At 31.0% G+C, this 23,593-nt stretch carries 24 protein-coding genes; 18 read left to right on the plus strand and 6 right to left on the minus strand.

The window, feature by feature from the left end; genetic code table 11:
• Position 1: 1 nt before the first annotated feature.
• The 15 genes from yidD (at position 2) to HMPREF0629_RS07780 (ending at position 15,178) form a co-directional block, all read left to right on the plus strand.
• A complete protein-coding gene (gene yidD / locus HMPREF0629_RS01610) occupies positions 2-217 on the plus strand; it encodes a membrane protein insertion efficiency factor YidD (RefSeq protein WP_009221629.1) in 216 nt (71 codons plus the stop codon).
• Between the two features lie 15 nt (positions 218-232).
• Complete coding sequence (locus HMPREF0629_RS01615) at positions 233-958, plus strand: YidC/Oxa1 family membrane protein insertase (RefSeq protein ID WP_036730444.1); 726 nt, start codon at positions 233-235, stop codon at positions 956-958.
• On the plus strand, positions 955-1,764 hold the full coding sequence (jag, locus tag HMPREF0629_RS01620; protein WP_009221631.1) for an RNA-binding cell elongation regulator Jag/EloR: 810 nt from the start codon (positions 955-957) through the stop codon (positions 1,762-1,764). Before HMPREF0629_RS01615 ends, jag begins: the two co-directional genes overlap by 4 nt.
• Positions 1,765-1,948: 184 nt before the next feature.
• Entirely contained in the window at positions 1,949-3,019 is a 1,071-nt protein-coding gene (locus tag HMPREF0629_RS07620; protein WP_009221632.1) for a 5-bromo-4-chloroindolyl phosphate hydrolysis family protein, read from the plus strand.
• A 10-nt stretch (positions 3,020-3,029) separates the two neighbouring features.
• Entirely contained in the window at positions 3,030-4,166 is a 1,137-nt protein-coding gene (locus HMPREF0629_RS01630; protein ID WP_009221633.1) for a toxic anion resistance protein, read from the plus strand.
• Between the two features lie 190 nt (positions 4,167-4,356).
• Positions 4,357-5,730, plus strand: a complete 1,374-nt coding sequence (mnmE, locus tag HMPREF0629_RS01635; RefSeq protein ID WP_176686350.1) for a tRNA uridine-5-carboxymethylaminomethyl(34) synthesis GTPase MnmE — start codon at positions 4,357-4,359, stop codon at positions 5,728-5,730.
• A 6-nt stretch (positions 5,731-5,736) separates the two neighbouring features.
• Positions 5,737-7,632, plus strand: coding sequence for a tRNA uridine-5-carboxymethylaminomethyl(34) synthesis enzyme MnmG (mnmG, locus tag HMPREF0629_RS01640; protein ID WP_009221635.1), 1,896 nt, complete (start codon positions 5,737-5,739; stop codon positions 7,630-7,632).
• Positions 7,629-8,327 (plus strand): 16S rRNA (guanine(527)-N(7))-methyltransferase RsmG, encoded by a 699-nt coding sequence (gene rsmG / locus HMPREF0629_RS01645; protein ID WP_009221636.1) that lies wholly within the window; start codon positions 7,629-7,631, stop codon positions 8,325-8,327. The genes mnmG and rsmG overlap by 4 nt, the downstream gene beginning before the upstream one ends.
• A gap of 77 nt (positions 8,328-8,404) precedes the next feature.
• Entirely contained in the window at positions 8,405-8,713 is a 309-nt protein-coding gene (locus HMPREF0629_RS01650; protein ID WP_009221637.1) for a hypothetical protein, read from the plus strand.
• A 70-nt stretch (positions 8,714-8,783) separates the two neighbouring features.
• On the plus strand, positions 8,784-9,389 hold the full coding sequence (locus tag HMPREF0629_RS01655) for a class I SAM-dependent methyltransferase (RefSeq protein ID WP_009221638.1): 606 nt from the start codon (positions 8,784-8,786) through the stop codon (positions 9,387-9,389).
• 194 nt (positions 9,390-9,583) lie between these two features.
• The gene (locus HMPREF0629_RS01660) at positions 9,584-10,336 is read left to right on the plus strand and encodes a ParA family protein (RefSeq protein WP_009221639.1); all 753 of its coding nucleotides are present in this window, start codon (positions 9,584-9,586) and stop codon (positions 10,334-10,336) included.
• A gap of 8 nt (positions 10,337-10,344) precedes the next feature.
• On the plus strand, positions 10,345-11,193 hold the full coding sequence (locus HMPREF0629_RS01665) for a ParB/RepB/Spo0J family partition protein (protein ID WP_009221640.1): 849 nt from the start codon (positions 10,345-10,347) through the stop codon (positions 11,191-11,193).
• Positions 11,190-12,074, plus strand: a complete 885-nt coding sequence (locus HMPREF0629_RS01670) for a PhzF family phenazine biosynthesis protein (protein WP_039856421.1) — start codon at positions 11,190-11,192, stop codon at positions 12,072-12,074. Before HMPREF0629_RS01665 ends, HMPREF0629_RS01670 begins: the two co-directional genes overlap by 4 nt.
• A 70-nt stretch (positions 12,075-12,144) precedes the next feature.
• Entirely contained in the window at positions 12,145-12,519 is a 375-nt protein-coding gene (locus HMPREF0629_RS01675; RefSeq protein WP_009221642.1) for a hypothetical protein, read from the plus strand.
• A 406-nt stretch (positions 12,520-12,925) separates the two neighbouring features.
• The gene (locus HMPREF0629_RS07780) at positions 12,926-15,178 is read left to right on the plus strand and encodes an S-layer homology domain-containing protein (protein WP_050747981.1); all 2,253 of its coding nucleotides are present in this window, start codon (positions 12,926-12,928) and stop codon (positions 15,176-15,178) included.
• A 184-nt stretch (positions 15,179-15,362) separates the two neighbouring features.
• On the opposite strand, the gene hutG is transcribed toward HMPREF0629_RS07780, so the two are convergent.
• The 4 genes from hutG to HMPREF0629_RS01700 all read right to left on the minus strand — a co-directional run bounded on the left by hutG (position 15,363) and on the right by HMPREF0629_RS01700 (position 18,597).
• On the minus strand, positions 15,363-16,367 hold the full coding sequence (gene hutG / locus HMPREF0629_RS01685; RefSeq protein ID WP_009221644.1) for a formimidoylglutamase: 1,005 nt from the start codon (positions 16,365-16,367) through the stop codon (positions 15,363-15,365).
• Between the two features lie 139 nt (positions 16,368-16,506).
• Positions 16,507-16,626 (minus strand): OadG-related small transporter subunit, encoded by a 120-nt coding sequence (locus tag HMPREF0629_RS08100; protein ID WP_039856423.1) that lies wholly within the window; start codon positions 16,624-16,626, stop codon positions 16,507-16,509.
• 9 nt (positions 16,627-16,635) lie between these two features.
• Positions 16,636-17,772 carry a sodium ion-translocating decarboxylase subunit beta gene (locus HMPREF0629_RS01695; RefSeq protein WP_009221645.1) on the minus strand — a complete coding sequence of 379 codons (1,137 nt, stop codon included), beginning with the start codon at positions 17,770-17,772 and terminating at the stop codon, positions 16,636-16,638.
• Between the two features lie 126 nt (positions 17,773-17,898).
• A complete protein-coding gene (locus HMPREF0629_RS01700; RefSeq protein ID WP_039856426.1) occupies positions 17,899-18,597 on the minus strand; it encodes a B3/4 domain-containing protein in 699 nt (232 codons plus the stop codon).
• 168 nt (positions 18,598-18,765) lie between these two features.
• Between HMPREF0629_RS01700 and HMPREF0629_RS01705 the strand changes: the two genes are divergently transcribed.
• Together HMPREF0629_RS01705 and HMPREF0629_RS01710 are read left to right on the plus strand one after the other, a co-directional pair.
• Positions 18,766-19,095, plus strand: a complete 330-nt coding sequence (locus HMPREF0629_RS01705) for a phage holin family protein (RefSeq protein ID WP_009221647.1) — start codon at positions 18,766-18,768, stop codon at positions 19,093-19,095.
• A 162-nt stretch (positions 19,096-19,257) separates the two neighbouring features.
• Positions 19,258-19,614, plus strand: a complete 357-nt coding sequence (locus tag HMPREF0629_RS01710) for a DUF6176 family protein (RefSeq protein ID WP_009221648.1) — start codon at positions 19,258-19,260, stop codon at positions 19,612-19,614.
• Positions 19,615-19,817: 203 nt separating this feature from the next.
• Here the strand turns inward: HMPREF0629_RS01710 and HMPREF0629_RS01715 are convergent, their stop codons facing one another.
• Positions 19,818-20,942, minus strand: a complete 1,125-nt coding sequence (locus tag HMPREF0629_RS01715; RefSeq protein ID WP_009221649.1) for an alanine--glyoxylate aminotransferase family protein — start codon at positions 20,940-20,942, stop codon at positions 19,818-19,820.
• 122 nt (positions 20,943-21,064) lie between these two features.
• On the opposite strand from HMPREF0629_RS01715, the gene HMPREF0629_RS01720 reads away from it, so the two are divergent.
• Entirely contained in the window at positions 21,065-21,385 is a 321-nt protein-coding gene (locus HMPREF0629_RS01720; protein ID WP_235043775.1) for a hypothetical protein, read from the plus strand.
• Between the two features lie 138 nt (positions 21,386-21,523).
• Here the strand turns inward: HMPREF0629_RS01720 and HMPREF0629_RS01725 are convergent, their stop codons facing one another.
• Positions 21,524-23,104, minus strand: a complete 1,581-nt coding sequence (locus HMPREF0629_RS01725; protein WP_039856431.1) for an SH3 domain-containing protein — start codon at positions 23,102-23,104, stop codon at positions 21,524-21,526.
• Positions 23,105-23,593: the final 489 nt, after the last annotated feature.

A 23,593-nucleotide genomic window follows, 5' to 3' on the forward strand; every position in this document is an offset into this window, starting at 1 on the left:
TATGAAGTATGTTATGATGCTTTTTATAAAATTTTATCAAAAAGTTATTTCCAAATATGTTTTTGTGGGAGCACATTGTAGATTTTATCCCACTTGTTCGCAATATTCCTATATGGCCTATGAGAAGTATGGATTTTTTAAGGGAACCTATTTGAGTATTAGGAGAATTTTAAAATGCCATCCATTCCATAAAGGCGGATACGATCCTCTTCCTTAAGAAATAGGAGGCATAATGAGTGCTATAAGTAGAGTTTTGGGAATGTTTTTAAAATTAATCTATGATGGATTAGTTTCAATTTTTCCAAGTGAACCTAAGAATATTTCTTTTTTTGCTCTCTCAATAATAATTTCAACTATTATAATTAAGCTTTTGGTAGTCCCCATCAATATTTCAATGATTAAAAATCAAAAAAAGATGGCGGAACTTCAACCTGAGATAGAAAAGCTGAAAAAGAAATACCAAAATGATCCGAAGACACTTGCAGTAAAGCAACAACAGCTTTACAAGGAGGCAAACTATAATATGTTATCAGGTTGTTTACCTATGATACTTCAATTTGTAGTGTTAATTGCATTTTATAGAGTCTTTTGGGAACCGGCAAAGTATGCTTTTACTGATAAAGCAATGTTTGATGCAATGAGTAAAAATTTCTTTTACATTGCAAATTTACAAGAAAAAGACCCTACAATGATTTTAGGTATAATAGCTGCTATAACAACATTTTTAACGTCTTTTGTGTCAAACCAGAATCCTGCACAAAAAACTATGCAAAATAAACAGTCCAATTCTATGATGACAAGTATGATGATTGTAATGCCTATTATGATTTTTACAATGGCAAGAAAATTTCAATCAGGACTTGTACTATATTGGACAGTAAGTAATGTTTTTGCAATAGTTCAACAGCTTATTACAAACCGCATTATAGCCGGAAGTGTGGCGGAGGAAGTTAAATGAATTATGTAATTAAGACAGCTAAGACTGTAGAAGAAGCCGTAAGTCAGGCTCTAAATGAACTGAATATTAAGAGAGAAGATGCAAAAATAGAAATAATAGAAGAACCTTCAAAGGGATTTTTAGGTCTTATAGGTTCAAAAGATGCCACAGTTAAGGTATCAAAAATTGAAGATACTAAAGACATACTAAGAGAAATATTCAGTGAAAGTACAGAGAAGAGCCAAAAAAAGCCTGTAAAGGATGAAATTGAAGATAAATTGATTGTAGAAGAGACAGTTGAAGAAACAGTAGTTGAAGTAAAAATTGAAACTGAAATTGAAAAAGAAAATACTAATGTTTCAAACAAATCAGCTGAAGAAATTGCAAGAGAATTTATGAATAAAATAATGAACTCACTTTCAATTGACTATGATCTTTCAGTTGAAAGAGAAGAAAATATTTTAAGGGTTGATGTGCTTGGAGATGAGCAAAAACTTGGAATTGTGATTGGAAAAAGAGGTGTAACTCTTGATTCAATTCAATATTTGCTCAGTCTTATAATTAATAAAAATTCTGATGAATATATTAGAGTTATTGTTGATTCAAGCGGGTACAGAAAAAAGAGAGAAGCTACTTTAAGAGAACTTGCAGCTAAAATGGCGACAAAAGTTTTAAAGACAAATCGTTCGGTAAGACTTGAGCCTATGAATGCATCGGAACGTAAGATAATTCACGAAGCATTGCAAGATTATGAAGGAGTAATTACCCATTCGGAAGGTAAGGATCCGTTTAGAAAAGTAGTAATTCAAAAAGAAAGAAAATATTAAAATAGAGAAGTATATCTTATGGGATATACTTCTTTTATTTTACAAATAAGAATAAAAGTAAAGTATGACGATTTTAATATTAACTTATATAAAAATTAAAATAGTTTACTTATTTTGTGCTTATATAAAAATAATGCTTTAAAAATAGTCAGAATCATAATATTATATTATTGAGGAGAAATTTATGGATAAGAAAAATATATATGATGATTCTTTAAATGCTATTAACAATTTTATAGAGAGTAAAGATTTTGAAAAGATTAAAAATGTTATTTCCGATACTTTTAATTTTACGCTTGATGAAATTTCGTCGGCTATAAATAAAAATAGAAAAAACAGAAACAATGTTGCAGGTGCTATGTTAAAACCTGTTGAAAATGCCGCTCTTGTTGAGCAAAAACCTAAAGAGGAGAAAAAGGCTTTAGGTAATTTGAGGTTTTGGAAGTTTTTATTCGGACTTCACATAATTTTGAGTTTGATTTTTATTCCGATTGCTTTAAGTGATGCAGATGCAAAAATTGTATTTTTTTATATGGTTCCGGTACTTATAGGAAGTTTTTTTGGTATTAAAAAGTCAAAAAATACTTATGAGAAGATGGTGAGATTTAAAAAATATTTAAGAGAATTCGGTTCGTCAACTGTTGTAACTATTTCAGATTTGACATTTGCCGTAAATGAAAGTAAGGATCTTGTAGTAAGCGATTTGAAAGAATTTGTTAAAAAAGATTATTTTAAACAGGGCAGACTTGTGGAAAATGAATCGATTTTTATACTTGATAAGAAAACTTATGATGAATATAAACAGTACTCTTTAAATTATGAATCAAAACCTGAAATGGAGAGTGCAAATGTTGAAAATGAATGCATAGCTCAGCTTATAAGTTATGAAAATTCTCTTAAAGAACCTGTAAAAACTAAGGTAAAAGAGCTTTTGCTCATTGTTCAAAAAATATTTGAGGATGTAAAAAATAATCCTGAGGATAAAAGTTCTATTGATAAATTTATGGTTTATTATTTGCCGACTACTTTAAAGCTTTTGGGAGAATATAAATCTCTTCAATCTAATGTTTCAGAACTTGAAAATACGAGAATTGCAATGAATGAAATTGAGGAATCGCTTGATATTATAATAGAATCTTTTAAAAAGCTGTTAAATAATATGTATGAAGATAATGTAATTGACATAAAGACGGACATATCCGTTTTAAAGACTATGCTTAAGCAAGAAGGACTGCTTAATGACGACTTTAAATGAGGAGTAGGCTATGAAAAATAATGAAAATAAAATTGAACTTGTTTTAGATTATGAGAATGTGGAGGAAGAAACTTCTAAGGAAATTGAAAAGTTAAGTGAGCTTGAAGATAAAAAAGAGTTGATATTATCCGAGGAGGAGGAAAGACAAATTGACGAATTTGCACAGAAGATTGACATAACAAATTCGAATTTAGTTCTTCAATACGGAGCGGGTGCTCAAAGTAAAATAGCAAGCTTTTCTGAAAAAACTTTGGATAAGGTAAAAACAAAAGATTTGGAAGAGGTTGGAGATTTACTCACAGGAGTTGTAACAGAGCTTAAGAATTTTGATGTAGATGAAGAATCAAAGGGGCTAACTGCATTTTTTAAAAAGACCGTAAACAAGACGGCTGCTCTAAAAACAAAATATTCAAAGGTTGAAACTAATGTAGAGTTAATTAAAAAGGCACTTGAAGATCATCAGCTTCAACTTTTAAAAGATATTGCAACTTTAGATCAAATGTATGATTTAAACAGAGACTATTTTAAAGAACTTTCCATGTATGTTGAAGCCGGAAAGAAAAAACTTTCTATGGCAAGAAATATTGAACTTCCTAAACTTGAAGAGAATGCAAAAGTTTCAAACCTTCCGGTAGATGCACAACGTGTAAATGATTATGAAAATATGATTAGCAGATTTGAAAAGAAAATTCATGATCTTGAGCTTACAAAGATGATTAGTTTACAAATGGCACCTCAAATCAGAATGGTTCAGTCGTCAAATACTGTTATGGTTGAAAAAATTCAATCTACGATAGTAAATACAATACCTCTTTGGAAATCTCAAATGGTTCTTGGACTTGGAGCGGCTCATTCTATGCAAGCCGCAAAGACTCAAAAAGAGGTAACCGATTTTACAAATGATTTATTTCGCAAGAATGCTGAAAAGTTGAAGATGAGTACTATTGAAACAGCTCGTGCATCTGAAAGAGGAATTGTAGATATAGATACAATTAAAAATACTAATGAAAAACTTATAGAGGCTCTTACTGAAGTTAGAAGGATACAAATTGAGGGAAGGAAAAAGAGAGACTTAGCTTCAATTGAACTTGCTGCGATAGAAGAAAATTTAAAAAATTCTCTTATGAATATTGCGAAAGAGAACTAAATATTGAAAAATCGGATTAATTTTTGTGAATAGATTTAAAGCATGAGTGGATAAATTTACTTATTTTTTAATATAAGTTGTTTATCCGCTATTTTTTTGAAAAAACTTTTTAAAAATCGTATCCAACTATGGAAAATTACTTGATTTTAGTATATTATAATAGTTTGAAGTGAAAGATGGTGATTTTATGATAACAGATACAATATCTGCAATTTCTACAGCTACAGGCGAAGCGGGAATAGGCATAGTAAGAATGAGCGGAGAGAATTCAATAGAAATTGCAAATTCTATTTTTGTCCCCATGGGATCTAAAACACTTATAGAAAGTGATAACAGGACTATGGTCTACGGACATATATATGATAATGATAAGTTAATAGATGAAGTTTTAATTGTGAAGATGTTAATGCCACATACTTATACCAGAGAAAATGTTGTTGAAATTTATTGTCATGGAGGAATAATTTCAGTTAGAAGAATTTTAGATTTGACTTTGGACAGAGGAGCAAGACTTGCAGAGCCGGGTGAGTTTACAAAGAGGGCATTTTTGAATGGCAGACTTGATTTAGCACAAGCTGAGGCGGTAATAGATATAATAAAAAGTAAGTCGGATATTTCATATAACATGAGTTTAAGACAACTTGAGGGTTCTTTATCAGGAAGAATTGCCGATATAAGAGAGCGTGTTATGAAAATGACGGCATTAATTGTTGCAAATATAGATTTTCCTGAAGATGAAATTGTTGAGGCGACATACAGCTCACTTAGAGAAGATGCGGTACATGTAGTTGAAAGCTTAAATGAGTTAATTAAAAATTCAAACAGAGGTAAGCTTTTAAGAGATGGAATTAATACTGTAATACTCGGTAAACCGAATGTCGGTAAAAGTTCGTTGTTAAATGGACTTCTGAGAGATGAACGTGCGATAGTAACAGATATTCCCGGAACAACAAGAGATGTAATAACGGATTTTGTAAATTTAGACGGAATACTTTTAAAGATTACAGATACCGCCGGAATAAGAGATACTGATGATACTGTTGAAAGAATAGGAGTTGACCTTGCAAAGAAGTCAATAGACGGAAGTGATTTGATAATTGCAATTTTTGATACTTCAAGACCGTTTGATAATGACGACTATGAAATAATAAGACTGATAGGAAATAAGAAAAGTATTATTTTATTAAATAAATCTGATTTAGATAAAAAAGTAAGTAAAGATGATATAGAAGATTTAGTTAAAGATAGAGATTATCTTGATATATCTGTTGTTGGTGAAGGAGAAATTCTTAGAATAGAAGAGAAAATCAAAGAAATGTTCTTTGATGGGGAGGTAAAAGAAAATTCTACGCTGTATGTAAATAATTTAAGACATATTAGAGCATTAAAGGCTGCAAAAGAGTCTATGAAATACGTTCTAAATGACATTGAAAATGAAATGTTTCTTGATTTATTGGAAGTTAATTTGGAGGATGTTCTTTCAAGTCTTGGAGAAATTACAGGAGAAACCTCTACGGAAGATGTTCTCGACAAAGTATTTAGTGAATTTTGTATAGGAAAGTAGGTATTTATGGCAGAAATAAGACAATATATTGCCGGAGAATTTGATGTTGTAGTAATTGGTGCAGGTCATGCCGGTTGTGAAGCTGCTCTTGCCGCTGCAAGAATTGGACAAAAGACAGCGCTTCTTTGTATAAATTTGGACTCTATTGCAGCAATGAGTTGCAATCCAAATGTTGGAGGAACGGGAAAAGGACACTTAGTTCGTGAGATTGATGCACTTGGTGGAGAAATGGCACGAAATATAGACAGAACTTTTATTCAATCGAGAATGTTAAATACATCTAAAGGTCCGGCAGTACACTCCCTAAGAGCACAGGCTGATAAGAGAGCATATCATGACAGCATGAAGAGAGTTATTGAAAATCAGGAAAATTTGTATTTAAGAGAAGCTGAGGCTACTGAAATAGTAATTGAAAATAAAAGTGTCAAAGCTGTAATTACAAAAACAGGTGCAATTTATAATACAAAGACAGTTGTAATTGCAACAGGAACATATCTTAAGGGAAGAGTTTATATGGGAGAAGTAAATTATGCTTCAGGTCCACAAGGATTTCAACCTGCAAATGAACTTTCAAGTTCTCTTGAAAAAGAAGGACTTAACTTAATGAGATTAAAGACAGGAACTCCTGCAAGAGTGCTGAGATCTTCTATTGATTTTTCAAATATGGAAGTACAATACGGAGATGAAAAGGTTGTTCCGTTTTCCTTCGATAACATAGATAAGGATATGAATACTCAGCAGGAAGTTTGTTATTTAACATATACAACAGAAGAATGTCATGAACTGATTAAAAAAAATATAAACAGATCTGCTTTATATCTTGGAGATATAGAGGGAGTAGGACCAAGATATTGTCCTTCAATAGAAGATAAAGTAATGAGATTTAGCGACAAGAATGCTCATCAAGTGTTTATTGAACCTGAAGGACTTACAACGGATGAGATGTATGTTCAGGGAGTTTCCTCTTCCCTACCTGAAGAGATTCAGCTTGAGCTTTATCACAAAATAAAAGGACTTGAAAATTGTAGAATTATGAGATCGGCCTATGCGATAGAATATGATGCAATAGATGCGACAATTTTAAAACGTTCTTTGGAGCACATGGAAATTGACGGAATGTTTTTTGCAGGGCAAATTAACGGTTCGTCCGGGTATGAAGAGGCGGCAGGTCAGGGACTTATCGCAGGTATAAATGCGGCGCTGAAGGTTCAGGGAAAAGAACCTTTAATATTAAATCGTTCAGAAGCGTATATCGGAGTTCTTATTGATGATTTAGTTACAAAGGGAACAAGAGAGCCATATAGAATGATGACTGCAAGAGCTGAATATAGACTTACTTTAAGACAGGATAATGCAGATTTAAGACTTACTCAAAAGGGATATGATATTGGACTTGTTAAACAGGAAAAATATGACAGATATGTATATCGAAAAGAAAATATCGAAAAAGAATTAGAGAGACTTAGAGAAATTAAAGTAAATCCTACAGAGGAAAATAATAGAATACTTGAAGAACTAGGATCTGTACCTTTAAAAAATACAGTCAGCTTAGCAGAATTAATCAGAAGACCTGAACTTAATTATAAACTTGTAAATATATTTGATAAAGAAAGAGTTCAAATTAGAGATGATATAATAGAAGAAGTTGAAATTGAAATAAAATATGAAGGCTATATCAAGAAACAACAAATTCAAATTAATCAATTTAAAAAACTTGAAAGCAGAAAGCTTGACATTAATTTAGATTATTCAAAAATTGACGGATTAAGACTTGAAGCCAGAGAAAAACTTTCACTTGTAAAGCCTGAGTCAATAGGACAAGCTTCAAGAATTACAGGAGTTTCCCCTGCTGATATAAATGTTCTGTTAATTTATTTAGAACAGCTTAGGAGAATGAAATGAATTTAAAAAATCGAATTGAAGAATTTGGATTAAAAACAGATTGTTTAGAAAAGCTTGAACAATATAGAGAACTTTTGTTGTCATGGAATGATAAAATGAACCTTACTGCAATAACAGAAGAAGATGAAGTAAATATAAAACATTTTTTAGATTCCCTTTCTCTGTTTAAAACAAATTATTTTGATGGAAGTAAATCTGTTATTGATATTGGAACAGGAGCAGGATTTCCGGGAATTGTTCTTAAAATTTACAATGAAGATTTAAATATAACATTATTTGATTCATTAAATAAAAGACTTCTGTTTTTAAATGATGTGATTGAAAGATTAAAATTAAAAGATATTTATACATTGCATGGCAGAGCTGAAGAATTCGGAAGAAAAGATACTCATAGAGAGTGTTATGATATTGCAGTATCAAGAGCAGTTGCAAATTTAACTACATTGCTTGAATATGATCTTCCGTTTGTAAAAGTTGGAGGACATTTTATTGCAATGAAAGGGCCTGAATATGAAGAAGAGCTTAAAAATTCAAAAACAGCTATTGAGATATTGGGAGGAAAATTAAAAGAAGTAATTCAAATAAAACTTCCGTCAGAAATTACGCACTACCTCATAGTCATTGAGAAGATAAAAGAAACTCCGAAAAAATATCCAAGAGCCGGAGGCAAACCTAAAAACAACCCGATAAGATAAAATTTGAATGCTCCACGTGGAGCATTCTTTTATATAATGGCTGAAATAAGCCATATAATTTTAAATTTGGAGGAACTATGGAAAGAGAAAGACTTATAAAAATAGTTGAAGAATTAAAGTTAAGGCTTGGTATAAAACTTGGAGTAAATCCGGACACAAAAGAAGAAGGCATAAAAATTGAAGCGGTTCCTTCAACTTATGATATAGAGTTTATAGAAAATAATAGAGAACAAATAATAGACATATTAAAAAATGAATATGGAGAGATTGAAATTACAGTAAAGCTTGAGAAGAATGACTATAAAAAACTATCTGAAGAAGCTAAGAAAAATATTTTAACTGTTGAAGATTATGTGAAGAAAATAATTTTTGACAAAATAAGATAGTATATTACAGATAAATTTTAGAAAAACAAGTTTATTTTTTAATGTATTCTATCTTTAAGAGGTGATTTAGATGCTAAGGTCATTTTTTGACAATACGAGAAAACCGAAAGATAATTTTTGGGGAAGATTTATGTTAAATGGAATGAATAAGGGACATAACAAGTTAGCACTTTGGGGAATATCTTTTTTAAAAATTGAAAAAACGGATAATATATTGGATATAGGATGTGGAGGCGGAAAAAATATAGAAAATTTTCTTGCAAGAACAGATGCAAATGTATACGGAGTTGATTATTCTGAAGCGAGCGTTAAAGCATCATCTCAGTTAAATAAAAAAGCGGTTGAAAGCGGAAGAACAAAAGTATTTCATGCAAGTGTAGAGAAACTCCCGTTTGATGATGAAAGTTTTGAAATAGCATCGGCATTTGAAACAATATATTTCTGGCCAAATCCCATAGAAAATTTTAAAGAAGTAAGAAGAATCTTAAAGCCTAACGGTAAATTCTTAATTGTAAATGAAATGAATGAATCTGATGAAAATAGTTTCTGGGAAAAAATTATTGAAATGAAAGTATACAGTTCAAAAGAGATCACAAACTTTTTAGAGATTGCAGGTTTTAAAATATTGGAGTTTAACGAGAAAGGAAAAAATATTTCAATAATAGCACAAAAATGAAAACAGCCAATATAAAATGCTCCACGTGGAGCATTTTATATTATATGGGCTAAATTTAGGCATTTAAAAAATTATTTTAATTTTAAAAGATTTATAAAAATTTTTATAAAAAATCAAATATTATAATTTTTTATAAAGAAGAAAATTATAATATGTAGTATAATTATATTAATAAAAATAAATTAGGAGGTACCATGGCAAAAGTTATAACAATTTTTAATCAAAAAGGTGGAGTTGGAAAGACAACGACTGTTATAAATCTTTCTGCAGCACTTGCAAAACAAAAAAAGAAAATTTTAGTGGTTGACATGGATCCTCAAGCTAATGCTACAAGTGGAATTGAACATCAGGAAATCACTAAAAATGTGTATGATTTGCTAATAAATGAAAGTGTGGATGTAATAGTGCCTACATCAATTAAAAATTTAAGTTTAATTGCTTCAAGTTCTGAACTTGCAGGAGTTGAAATTGAGCTTTCAAATAGAGAAAATTGGCAATACACTTTAAAAAATATTTTAGATAAGATCAAAGAGGATTATGATTTTATAATAATAGACTCTCCCCCATCACTTGGAATACTTTCCATGATGGCTCTTGTTGCATCAGATAGTATACTTATTCCGGTACAAACTGAATATTATGCACTTGAAGGTGTTGGGCAGCTTATGAATACTATCACATTTGTAAAAGAAAATTTCAATCGCAATTTAAAAATAGAGGGTGTTATACTTTGTATGTATGACAGCAGAACAAATTTGTCGGTTCAAGTGAGCGATGAGGTAAGAGGATTTTTTGGAGAAATTGTATATAAAACTACAATCCCAAGAAACGTAAGACTTGCCGAAGCTCCGAGTTTTGGAGTAAGTATTTTTGAATATGACAGATTTTCAAAAGGAGCAAGAGCATATTCAAAGCTTGCTAAAGAATTTTTAAAGGCGAACAGTTAGGAGAATATATGGTGAAAAAAGGCGGATTAGGAAGAGGAATTAACAGCTTTATTAAAGATACTAATGCTGTTGAAAGACTTCTTAGACAAGATGATGAGAAAGAATTAAAGAGCATTTTAATTGATGATATAGTTGCAAATGAAAAACAGGCTCGAAAAAAGTTTAGTGAAGAGGCACTAAATGAACTTGCTAAATCTATTGAAGAGTTTGGAATAATTCAGCCGATAGTTCTTAGAAAGACTCAGGATAAATATATGATAATAGCCGGAGAAAGAAGATATAGAGCTGCAAAAATTGCAGGATTAAAAGAAGTTCCGGCAGTAATAAAAGAAATATCGGAGCAGGAAGCTGACAAAATTTCACTGATTGAGAATGTTCAGAGAATTGATTTAAATCCAATAGAAGAAGCAATAGGATATAAAAATGTAATAGAGCAATATAATTTGACACAAGAGGAGCTTGCACAGGCTCTTGGAAAGAGCAGACAATATATAGGAAATACAATAAGACTTTTAAAACTTGATGAGAGAGTAATGGATTTTGTATATAAGGGACTTTTGACGCCATCTCACGCTAAACTTTTGCTTGCAATTAAAGACAAGAACCAGCAGTATAAAGAGGCAAAAAGAATAGTTAGACTTGGCAATACGGTAAAAGAAACAACATTGATATTTAAGAGTCCGGCAACTGTTCCGAATGATATATATAAAGAGCAGGCAATTAGAGATTTATCCAATCTTCTCGGAACAAAAGTCAGCCTTAAGGGAAAAGGTAAGGTAAAAAAAATAGAAATAGAATATTATAGCGACGAAGATCTTTCGAGAATTTGTGAAGCTATTTTGGGAAGTGATGAATGATGCGATATTTTAATATGTACTTGGCAAATGCATTTACAAACAAGGCATTTAATGGAAATGCTACAGGAGTTGTAATATCCGGAGAAAAGATGACTGATGAGGAAATGCAAAATACTGCAAGAGATTTGAATTTATCAGAAACGGTTTTTATAAACAGAATAGATGTTGGAGAATATTATACAAGATTTTTCACACCTAATAGAGAAATAGATTTGTGTGGTCATGCGACAATAGCAACATTTTATTCCATTTGTGAGAATGAATATATAATACCAATAGAAAACGGAATTAATAAGATAATTCAACATACAAAGTATGGAAAAATTCCGGTCGAGCTTGAATATGAAGATGGAAAAATAAAAAATGTATATATGCTTTTGAAAACAAAAGAAATCGAAAAAACTATTACAAATGAAGAAATAGCAGACGCTCTAAATATATCAATAGATGAAATAGGCATTGGTGAAATAAAATTAGAGCCGAAAAAAATAACTACCGGTAGTTATGATATAGTAGTACCACTAAAATCAGTACATGCTATTGAAAAATTAAATCCCAACTTTGAAAAGATAAAAGAACTTTCAGAAAGGGAAAAGGTGATAAGTTTTCAGGTATTTGCACTTGAAGATAATAGTAATGTAAGACAAAGAACATTCTCTCCTTCAATTGATGTAAATGAGGAAGCAGGTTCAGGTACATCAACAGGAGCTACACTATATTATATAAATAAAAATTATTCAAGTGAAATAACACAAATAACATCAATGCAAGGAATAGAATTAAATAGAAAATCAGTTTTAACGGCAAAATTGAAAGATGAAGATACGGTTCGTGTAGGTGGCAGAGCATTTGTATTTATGAATGGAGTATTAACTATTTAGGAGTGATATTATCAGAAGACGAAGAAGAAAAAAGACAAACAAAAATAAGATTTTTATAACAATATTTTTTATGCTCTTACTAATCCTTTCCTACAAGGTACTTTCAAGAAGAAACAAAGTAATATATGTTGAATTGAAAGATACTTCTTATGTTGAGCTGATACGCTTTACGGACAGTACAATGACGACTATAAATGATAAATCTAAATTAAGAGATATATTAATTGAAATAGATTCACTCAGCGGAGAAAAGACAACTGAATTTACAGAATATGCTTCTCCCCCAAATTTTATAAATATTTATGACAAGAATTTTAAGAAGACAGAACTTGCAAAAACAGGATACTTTATAAAAATAAACGGACAGTGGTATAAACTTGATCAAAAAAGCGTAGATAGATTTGACAGAGTATTTGAAAAATATAATAAAAACCCATCAGAGTAAATTATATGTATTCGGAATTTCTGACACATATATGAATTATACTGAAAACGGATGCTTTCCTATACTATAGGAGTCATCCGTTTTTTTGTCTAATTTTTTGTAATAATAAATATACTTGTTTATTCTTTATAAAAGCTTCATATGGCAAGTAATTGTTTAATTAAACTTAAAAATATAAATAATCCTTTAAAAAATCAAATTAATATAGTACAATAATATGTAAGATATGTGAAAAAAATTGACAAATTGTGATAAATTTAAATATATTCGCATGATAATGAGACAAAATCACAAATTTGCACCATTATGGCATATGTTTATAATTGGCTAAAATATATCTTACATATTAGATATATCTTTTGCCAAATTTTTATAAAATTTTAACAAATAAGGGAGGAACAAAACAATGAAAAGAGCAATTAAAAAATCTATGTATTTAATGATGGCTCTGCTAATGACACTTGGTATATTTACAAGTGGAACAAATGTGTTTGCAAGAATTACGAATCTTGAGACGCTAAAATTAGAAGGAGATATTTTAATAGGTGATGAAACGGAACATGATAAAGTGTTTTTACTTGAAAAAAGTGAAGATGATATTGAATTTACAGTAGCTTTAGATGTAAAGCCTATAAAAGATAAAGTAGAAGAAATAAAAAACAAACATTACATGAATGTTCAGGGCTTGAAAACGTACGTTTCAAACTTGGATTATACTACGATAGTAACACTTGAATTACCTAATCAAATGGACTTTGACCCGACAACAACATCAGCTGCTTTAGAAGGTGTAAATGGTGCACTTACAATAACAGATGTACAAAAAGAAGATAAAAAAGTAACTGTAACAATAAAACTTGTTGGGCAAGATGCAATAGAAGACTATCAAGGAATAGTTACCGCAATAAATAAGTTAGATGATACAATAAAAGTAAAATTAACCGGAGCTAAGTTTAACATAGATGCTAGCCCTAATACCAACTATACAGTAAAGGGAAAAATAGGTGGGAAACTTAAAGCTAACGTGGAAAGAGAAGATTTCGCTAAGGCCAGAGCAACAAACGGCAATGTTTACGTACCGTTTAACTTCGAATTTAAGGTAGAGCAATCAGAAGCAGGTAAAGACTTTATACTCACAAATGATCCTAATAATAAAGATATTCAATTCACTCTAAAATTTAAGAAAAAAGTTTTAGAATCACCACTTGATGAAAAAACTACTTTATATGGTGATATTTTAGTTGGAAAAGAAACGGAACACGATAAAGTTTATGAAGTTTCAACAAAAGAAGAAAAGATTAATTTTACAGGCGTAGTAAATATTTTACCTATAGTTAATAATTTTAAAGAATTTGAAAAATTGTTTACAGAGGATAATTTTAATATTGAAGAGATCTCTATATCAGGACTTGATCATGTTATGACAGGTACTTTTATGCTACCGAATGAAATGGACTTCGACCCGGCTACAGTACAAGCTACTTTAGAGGGAGCAAATGGAAAATTTGAAATAACGAATATAAAAACAGAAGGCAGAAAAGTAACCATAACAATGAAGTTTGTAGGACAAGATAAAATAAAAACCTACAAAGATATAATGGATTTGGTTAATGGAATAAAAGAGGAGTTAAAAGTAACTTTAAGCGGGGTGAAATTCAACTCATCTGCTAAAGCTAATACCAATTATACAGTAGTAGGTACACTAAAAGGATATTTTAAAGCGGATGCTGAATTTAAACTACCTGAAATAAGAGTAGCTACTATAAGAGCTACTGATAATTCAATAGAAAGCTATGTTATACAAAAACTTGATTTTGACTATGAAGCTATACAATCTGATGAAGGTAGAGATTTTATAATAAAAGATGCTCCAAAACCGCAAGCAGATGTAATTCAATTTACATTGAAATATTTAAAAGATATTGAAAGTCCTTATGTGAAACCTCCGGTAGTAAAAGTAGGAACATTATTACTATCAAAGTCGGCAGAAAAGAATATATCAACAGAAATCCACATAGCATATATAAAAGGATACGAAGACCAAACTGTTAGAGGAAACGGAAACCTTACAAGAGCTGAAGCGGCGGCAATGGTAACAAGACTTGCAAAAATGGATTTGACAGATAATACAAAAGCTGACTACCAAGACTTAAAAGAAAATGCTTGGTACAATAAATATATAAATGCTGCTCTAAAAGCAAATATGATTGACCCGGACGGAAATAATATAAGACCGAATGACAAAATAACAAGAGCGGAATTTGCAAAGATGGTTGCAGCAATAGATAAAAGCAGCAACGGTTTATTAACTTTTGCAGATGTAAAGGGTCATAAATACGAAAAAGAAATAAATCAAATATCAGCAAACAAGAGAATTGTTGGCTATGAAGACGGAACTTTCAGACCGGACAACAATTTGACAAGAGCTGAAGCGGCGGCAATGTTAAACAGACTACTGAACAGAGTAGCTGATCAAACAGCAATAGCAGGTCATGAACAGGAATTAGTACACTTCAAAGACTTAAGCAAAACAGACTGGTTCTATTATGAAATAATAGAAGCGTCAAATACACATGAGCTTACAAGAAGAAATACAAAAGATGAATTTGATAGAGTACATGAAGATTGGCTAAAATTGTTAATTTCAAATTTGAAATAAAAATTAAATAAAAGTTGTTTAAAAATAATTTAACGGCAAAAAGAGTCTACTTTGAGGAAAATTTCTCAAAGTAGACTCTTTTTAACTTTTGATTTAAAAATTTTATAATATAAAAATATACTCTGTGCCGATTTACACGATGTAAATAATATATAAAAGCTGAAGGCTTATATTATTTAAATAATTATTGTTTAAATTTTGCAAGTGATGTTACGACAGAGAAAATCAGAACGGCTGCCAAACTTGCGGTTGTGCTGTCTTGGTCAAATCGTGGTGAAACTTCGGCAATATCAAAGCTGATTACCTTGTTGTAAGAGAAAATTCTCTTTAAGAATAAGATAACTTTTTCCGGGTCAAGTCCCAATGGCTGAGGAGCACTTACCCCCGGTGCAAAGGATGTTGAAAAAACATCGGAGCAGATAGTTACATAAATATTATCCTGCTCACGAATAAAATCATCAAGCTTTTCAAAAATTGAATACATATCCCCGTTTACAATATCCTTTGCAAGTACATATTTAGCGCCGATTTCATCTGCATATTTAAATAGATTTACAGTATTTGAATGTCTTTGGATTCCGAGACAGAAATAGGAATATTTAATACCCTCTTCTTTGTTCATGTCATAGATTTGTCTGAACATCGTACCTGAAGATCCTCCGGTTTCAGCATAAGGTCTTAAATCAAAATGGGCATCAAAATTTATGATACCTATATTTTGCTTAGTTCCGGTATTTTTATAGTGGTTAAACAATCCCATATAGTGTCCGAATGCAATTTCATGTCCTCCGCCAAGAAGTATCGGAAATAAATTCAAGCTTAAAATTTTATCTACGGCTTTTGCTAAATTTTCCTGAGCTTCAATAAGAGAAAGATTATCTACATAGATGTTGCCCGCATCAAAGAGTTTTATATCTGAGTTGAATTGACACGGCAAATTTGAAAGTTCTTTTCTGATACTCCTGGGGCCGTTTGCAGCTCCTACTCTACCCTTGTTTAAATTTATACCGTAATCACACTCAAATCCCAAAAATGCGAATCCGAGTTTTCCTTCAAATACTTCTGATCTATCGTCATTCAGGTCTAAAAACTCAACCCATTGATGCCATCTGAAACAGTCGTAGTCCTCATTGGAATCTATTCGTCCGTTCCAAAAATTTTTATTACCTGCAATATAATTTTTTAACATATTATCACCTATTAAATATATTTTCTATTCTATTTTACATCTAAATTAAAAAAATGTCATAAAATATTTGTTAAATAAACAGTAGCTTAAAAAACTGTTTTTAAATAAATAATAAAAAGCCGGATTTCTCCGGCATTTTTCAGTTATTAAAAATTCTGCACATTAGTGCCACTATAAGTGCAAGTATTCCGAGAACTACGAATATTGCGAGCATTCCCTTTCCCATTATTTCAAGAGATATTAAAAAATTTGTGTTCATTTTTACCTCCTATAAGTAATTTTGTATAATGTTTAATATTACTCCACCTGCAACAACAGAACCTATTTGACCTGATACATTTGCACCTATTGCATGCATTAAAAGGTGATTTGTGGGATCTTCTTTAAGTCCCATTTTTTGAACTACTCTTGCAGACATAGGAAATGCCGAAATTCCTGCCGCTCCTATCATTGGATTGATTTTGTCTTTTGCAAATATATTTATAACTTTTGCAAATAAGACTCCTCCAATTGTATCAAATATAAAAGCAATTAGACCTATAAGCATTATTAGAAGTGTTTCTACTGTTACAAAGTGTTCAGCCCTCATTGAAAATGCGATTGTTATTCCAAGGAGCAGTGTTATCAGGTTTGCAAGAGAGGTACTTGCAGTTTCAGTAAGACTGTATAAGACACCTGATTCTCTTATCAAATTTCCAAACATTAAAAATCCCACGAGTGATACACTCATCGGTGCGACTATTCCTGCGATTATTGTAACTATTATCGGAAATAATATTCTTGCTTTTTTCGTTACATTTTTCGGATTGTATTTCATTTTTATAAGACGTTCATTTTTTGTTGTCACAAGTTTTATTGCAAACGGCTGAACAATTGGAACAAGTGCCATATATGAATATGCCGCAACTGCTATTGCACCCATATATTTTGATTTTAATATTTGTGATACGAGAATTGATGTAGGTCCGTCCGCCGCACCTATTATTCCTATTGAAGCAGCATCTTTAAGGTCGAATCCGAGAAGTGTTGCAAGAGATAGAGCAAAAAATATTCCGAATTGTGCCGCCGCTCCGAAAAGTAGCATCTTTGGATTTGAAAGTAACGGGCCGAAATCTATCATGGCACCTATTCCTATAAAGAGAAGTAGAGGAAGAGCTTCTGATGCTTCTATTCCCGTATTAAAAAGCCATTCAATAATTCCGTTTACTTCACCTATACCTGTCATCACCTGATTTATCGCTCCACTAAGCGGTAAATTTACAACTATTGCACCAAAACCCATTGGAAGCAATAAAGCAGGTTCAAATTCTTTTACAATTGCAAGATAAATTAAGAGAAATCCAACCAAGTACATTACAATTTGTTGCCATGTAATGCTGAGAAGTCCCTCATATAAAAATTCCATTCTCTTCCTCCTAAAATTTGAGATTTAAAAATATACAAGCTATATTATATAAAAATTTTAAAAAAATTCCAATTGAATTGATCTTAAAAAATAAAAAAATCCCCATTAACTAATGAGGATTTTAAATTAAAGTTCTACTTCGTTATTTTCACAGTCTAACATATGAAGATAAACATCCGCATTTAAATATTTTTTGGTATTTTCAGATATAAATTCAAGTGCAGATTTAAGATCATCAATTCTGTCATCTACAATTTCCATAATTAGAAAGGCATTTTTAGTGTCATCTTTAATCATTGTTCTTTGACAATCTCTCCAATTAAAGCAACGACAAATTGCACCTTCATCATCTTTGTAGCAAAGTTCTCCCGGATAAGTTTCTTCATTTCTGTCTGAACCTATTGCAAAAAATTCATCTCCGCCTTCTGTGATTGTAAGTCTTAAATCTCCTACAAATGCGTCCATATCTTCGGCTCCGCAAGGAAGTCCGAATTTTAATGAAGCTGTATTGTATATATCAACAAGAGTATTTATTGAGCCTACAATATTTCCGGTATCAACTCTCTTTAGAAGAGCTTCTATTGAACATCTTGCACCTTTTTTTGTCTTAAATTTTTTAAAAGCTTCTCTCCAGACTGCGATAACCGGATTTTCACTAAGTGTATTTTTAACTAAATACTTTTCAGCTTCGGAGTTTGCATCTACAAGCATTCTTCTAACTTCAACAGGACTTTCGTTATTTTGCATATTCTTTATTAAAAGCACGCCGAGTTTAGCATTGGGAAATAATTCAAAAAAACTCTTATCAGCTATAAATTTACTCATAATCATCTCTCCTTTTATTAATTACAAACATTATATCAAATAATTCAAGATTTGTAATGTTGTGTTAAGAATAATTAAAATAAGTTTAAGAAAGTTTAGTTTATGTTTCAAGCAGCTATTTGGGTATATATAAAACATAGAAAAAATTGAGAAGTAGGAGGAAGTAATATGGGAAAACTCATAGTAAAAATTTTAGTCAGTGCAGTTGCAATTTGTATTGCCGCTCTTTTAAGTCCTATGACTGTTTCCAACTATTCAAGCGCGGTTGTTGCAGCTATTGTAATAGGAATACTTGATTGGTTGATTACTAAGTTTACGGGAATAGATGCTTCCCCTAAAGGCAGAGGAGCTATCGGATTTATAACAGCAGCATTGATACTCTATATTACCGGAAAAATAGTAGACGGATTTTCAACAGGTATAATCGGAGCCTTTATAGGAGCCTTTATACTTGGAATAGTAGATGCCGTAATTCCACCGGATAAAAGACCTATGTAAGAATGTAAAACTTCTTTTGTCAGAAAAAACTGCAAAAGAAGTTTTTTATTTATGAACATCAGTTGAAGACAACAGATTTTATGAAAATTTAGAAAAGCTTTATTATGTGATATAATAAAATGAAAATGAGTTAAAGAAATTATAATTATTGGAGGCTGCATTATGAAAATAGAATTATCAAGATTTCGCGTTCGGGATGGCAAGTCAGAAGTGGTAGATATGTGGATGAATTTTTTAAATGAATATATGGAAGATGTATTGCTTACTTTAGACAGAGAAAAAATGTATGTTGAAACTATTTTCAGAGAGAAATCTGATAACGCTGAGTATCTCTATTGGTATTCTATTCAGGGAGAAAATGGCATAAATGTAGAAGATTCTAATTCGTGGATAGATAAAAAACATCTTGAATACTGGGACGAATGTATTGGCAAAAACTATCATGTTGATATGTCAATGCAGGTTTCTATGATTCCACATCACATAGCTAAGTTGATGACCGATAATACTAAAGCATGACCTTAGGCATATCAAAAGAAAACACAATTAAATAAATTACTAATAGTAAGTAAAAGTAAATATCCGGTACTTCTTTTTTTATGTTTTAAAAATAAGGAGGAAAAGAAAAAAGAAACGGTATTAGAGAAAATAAGAAAAATTGTGGAAATTTTTGTAGGGATTTAATTAAAAAGGCTATGGGTAAAAACTCATAGCCTTAAGATTTATACGTCTATATCTGATTTTATAAATTCATCATATAGAGAGCTTTTTGTTTTTACGCCAAGTTCTTTAAAGCTTTCGTCAAGTGCTTTATACATTGCTTTAAAGTTTTCTCTATCTATGTTGTGTCCCATGTGCCCTATTCTGAAAATTTTCTCCGCCATATTTCCCACACCTTTTGAAATTACGATATCTCTTTTTCTCATTTGTTCAAGTATATTTTCACTTGTTATATTTTCAGGAGTTTTTACTGCTGTCAGCGTATTTGAAAAGCTGTCTTTAGGATATAATTCAAAACCGCATTTTAAAAATATTTCTCTTGTATTTTCGGCATATTTTTTGTGAATAGTTACAAAGTCACAGTTTAGTGCCTGATTTATCGCCTCATCCATTGCGTATATTAAATTTTCGTTCATTGTATATGGAAACGGCGCACCTTTAAAGTTGTAGTAGTTTTCAAAATTCATATAGTAACTTGGCACTTTTTCGATTCGGTTTTTAATTTTTTCTTTTGCTTTTTCGGATATTGTAACGATTCCTATGCCCACAGGTGCTGAAAGGCATTTTTGACTTCCGCCGATAAGTACATCGACATTAAAGTCGTCAAAATTGATATATTCTCCTGCGATTGCGGAAACTGAATCTACTATTGTGAGAATTCCATATTCCTTTAGAAGTGAGCAAATTGATTTAATGTCATTTGTTATTCCGGATGGAGTTTCACAGTGAACCATTGTTGCAATTTTAAAGTCATGGTCCTTTTTTAAAAATTCTCTAAGTTCATCTATATTTATTCCCTTTTCAAAGTCCGCTCTATATTTATAAGCTACTCCTCCGAAATTTTCAACATAGTCGGCAAATCCTTCTCCAAAAAAACCGTTATAGATTACAAGAACTCTCTCTCCCTTTTCCATAAGAGAGCATATTGAAGCTTCAAGACATATTATAGCTTCTCCGAGCATAAAGAAGGAAGTTGCTTTTGTATGTAGAAGTTTAGATATTTTATTTTCACATTCTCTGTGAAATTTTTCGTAATTTGGATCAAGATCCGGATTAGTTTTTGATTTTCCCATTTTTTCAAGAACTTTTTTATCTATTGATGTAGGTCCTGCGCATAGTATCTTCATTTTATACCTCCTGTTAAAATTTTATGTACATATATAATTATAGTTTTACATTTAAAATATTCAAGTATCTTTACGTTGAAAAAGTGGTAAAGCTAAGATATAATCTATTTGAGGTGATGATTTTGCAAAAACATTTAAAGGTAGAAGTTTTTATTCCAAAAGAATATGTAGTTAAAGTTGCAAATGCCCTTAATGAGAGAGATATATTAAAAGAAGGTCACTATGATTATGTCTTTGCGCTAAGTGAAGTTAGGGGACATTTTAGACCTATTGAGGGAGCAAATCCATTTAATGGGGAAATCGGAGTTGTAAGTGAATTAGATGAAGTCAAGATGGAATTTAGAATTAGAGAAAATGATTTGGCAGATGTAAAGAGAATTATCGAATTGAATCATCCGTATGAAGAACCTGTTGTAAACGTATATGAACTTATAGATTTATAAAGAAAATTTTAATAAAGGTACAAAAATAGAACTTGAAAAATCAGGTTCTATTTTTAATATTTTTATTTGATTATCTTGAATGAATATAGTGAAGTTTATAAAGTGCAAATATTGTAAAAAATAACCTGCAGTTGCAGGCTATTTTTTTATTTCCATTAACTTATTTGAAATCCATCCGTTAAATGTTTCTCCTGTTATAGCATTTTTTGCTTCTACATTACACCAAATTCTTTCAAGACCTTCTATTTTAGTATCTTTAATGTAAAGATCAGAATCAAGAGGAAGAACTGTAATTACATCGGCATCAAGAGAAGGATTATTTCTAAGATTTGCATTTTCTTCTGTTACCTTTTGATAGGTATTTAGAAGACCTTCAGCTTTTTTTGCCATTTCCGCTCTGTTTTTGTCAAATTCGGGACTTTCCTCAAGGCTTTCTGAGACTGTCGGTTCATCTTTTGTTTGAGATTTTTTAATAGTGTCTTTAATTTTTTGAGCATTTGCAGATTCCGGCACTATTTTCAGATATTCATTTACTATGTCTATAGCTTGTTCAAAATTTCCGTTATCAAGTGCTTTAACCGCTTTTTCTAAAATTATATTTTCAAGCTCATTTATTTTATCTTGAGATTTTGAAAAATTTAGAGTATCTTCGGGAATAACTTCTTTAAACTTTGTAACGGCGACAAGGTATGAGCCATCTAATATAAAGTTATTACCCGCATCAAATGCAAGCTGAGATTCAATTAGTTTTTTTGCTTTTTCAATAAGTAGCTCAACTTCTACTTTATCAGATTCTTTTAGAGTATTTAGTTCGTCAAGTGCTTGTTGATATTTTCCGGATGCTAAAAGAGCTTTTGCATTATCAAGTACATGATCCGCTTTGAATTTTCGTGTAAATGAGAATGCAAACATACCCATCATTAATACAAGAACAATTAAGAGTATGTAGGAGATACTTTTTAAGAAAATCATAAAACTATTTGCCGGTTTTTTATTTGAATCTTCATTTACTCTTATTTGTTCAAGAATGTCTGTTGTAGGAGCAATTTTTGAAAGATGAGTTTGTGTTAAATTAGTTGTCATCTCAATTACTTCGCTGTCATCCGATTCAGATGAATTTGAAATCAAACTCATAATTTTCATATTTATTAGAGGCTCTGTTAAATTGTTCAGTATAAAGTTTTTATTTCGATTACAATGTCGACATTCTTGAGTTTCTTTGGAATTAAATGCACCGCAAACACATCTCCATCCATTTATTAAATTTTCTCCATAGTTTATTATTTCAGGACCGAGCAGTTTTTTTATTTTTTTCTGTTTTTCATCCGTTATAAGTGCAAGAGTATAAGGCTGTTCCTTTGTTTCATCAAGGACAATCTCCTTGCCGTCTGCTGTAGTATACGATTTAATTCTGATTTCGATTGCACGTGCATCTTTAAATCTGTCATCAATTTTAAACGGTTTAACAAAGTAGATTTTTTGAGGTTGAATATCGACAGAATCTATTTGATAGTAAAATTCCGTTGAGTTGAACAGATAATTGTCATCTAAATTTTTATATATTACTGTAAATGAAATTTTTAAAACTTCGATATCAGATAAATTTAATACATCAACTGCAATGTTTAAATCGCTTGTAAGCTCTGCACGTATAATTTGCAATGTTTGATTTAGATTTAAGCGCACAATAGTAGGCAGAGTTTGAAAATTTTCATTCATATAATCACCCTTATTCATTACAAATATTATATAATATAACAATTAGGTTTTCAAATTTTGTTATGCAAATAAATTAAATTTTATTTTAAAAATTATTTCTTTTGAAGTTTTAATCATATGAAAAAATTATATTATCTAAGATAAATAACAGAAAGATTTTAGGCGATTAAAAAGGGCTATATTGTAGCCCTTAGAGTGTGGATAAATTATATATTTTTGTATCTTATGCATTTCAATTATTTTTTATCAACTCGTATATTTTTTCATCTCAACCGAAGTGGAGAGATTTTTTTCTTCTGTCATCTCGACCGAAGCGGAGAGATCTCTTATTGAGATGAGATTTCTCCATTTCGGCTACACCTCCAGTCGAAATGACAAGGAAGGAAAAACTAACCGCCACCAGTCGAAATGACAAGGAAGGAAAAACTAACCGCCACCAGTCGAAATGACAAGTGATGGGAAACTAACTGCCTCAAGCTGAAATGACAA

This window comes from Peptoniphilus sp. oral taxon 386 str. F0131, assembly GCF_000090945.1.
Classification (GTDB): domain Bacteria; phylum Bacillota; class Clostridia; order Tissierellales; family Peptoniphilaceae; genus Anaerosphaera; species Anaerosphaera mikwangii.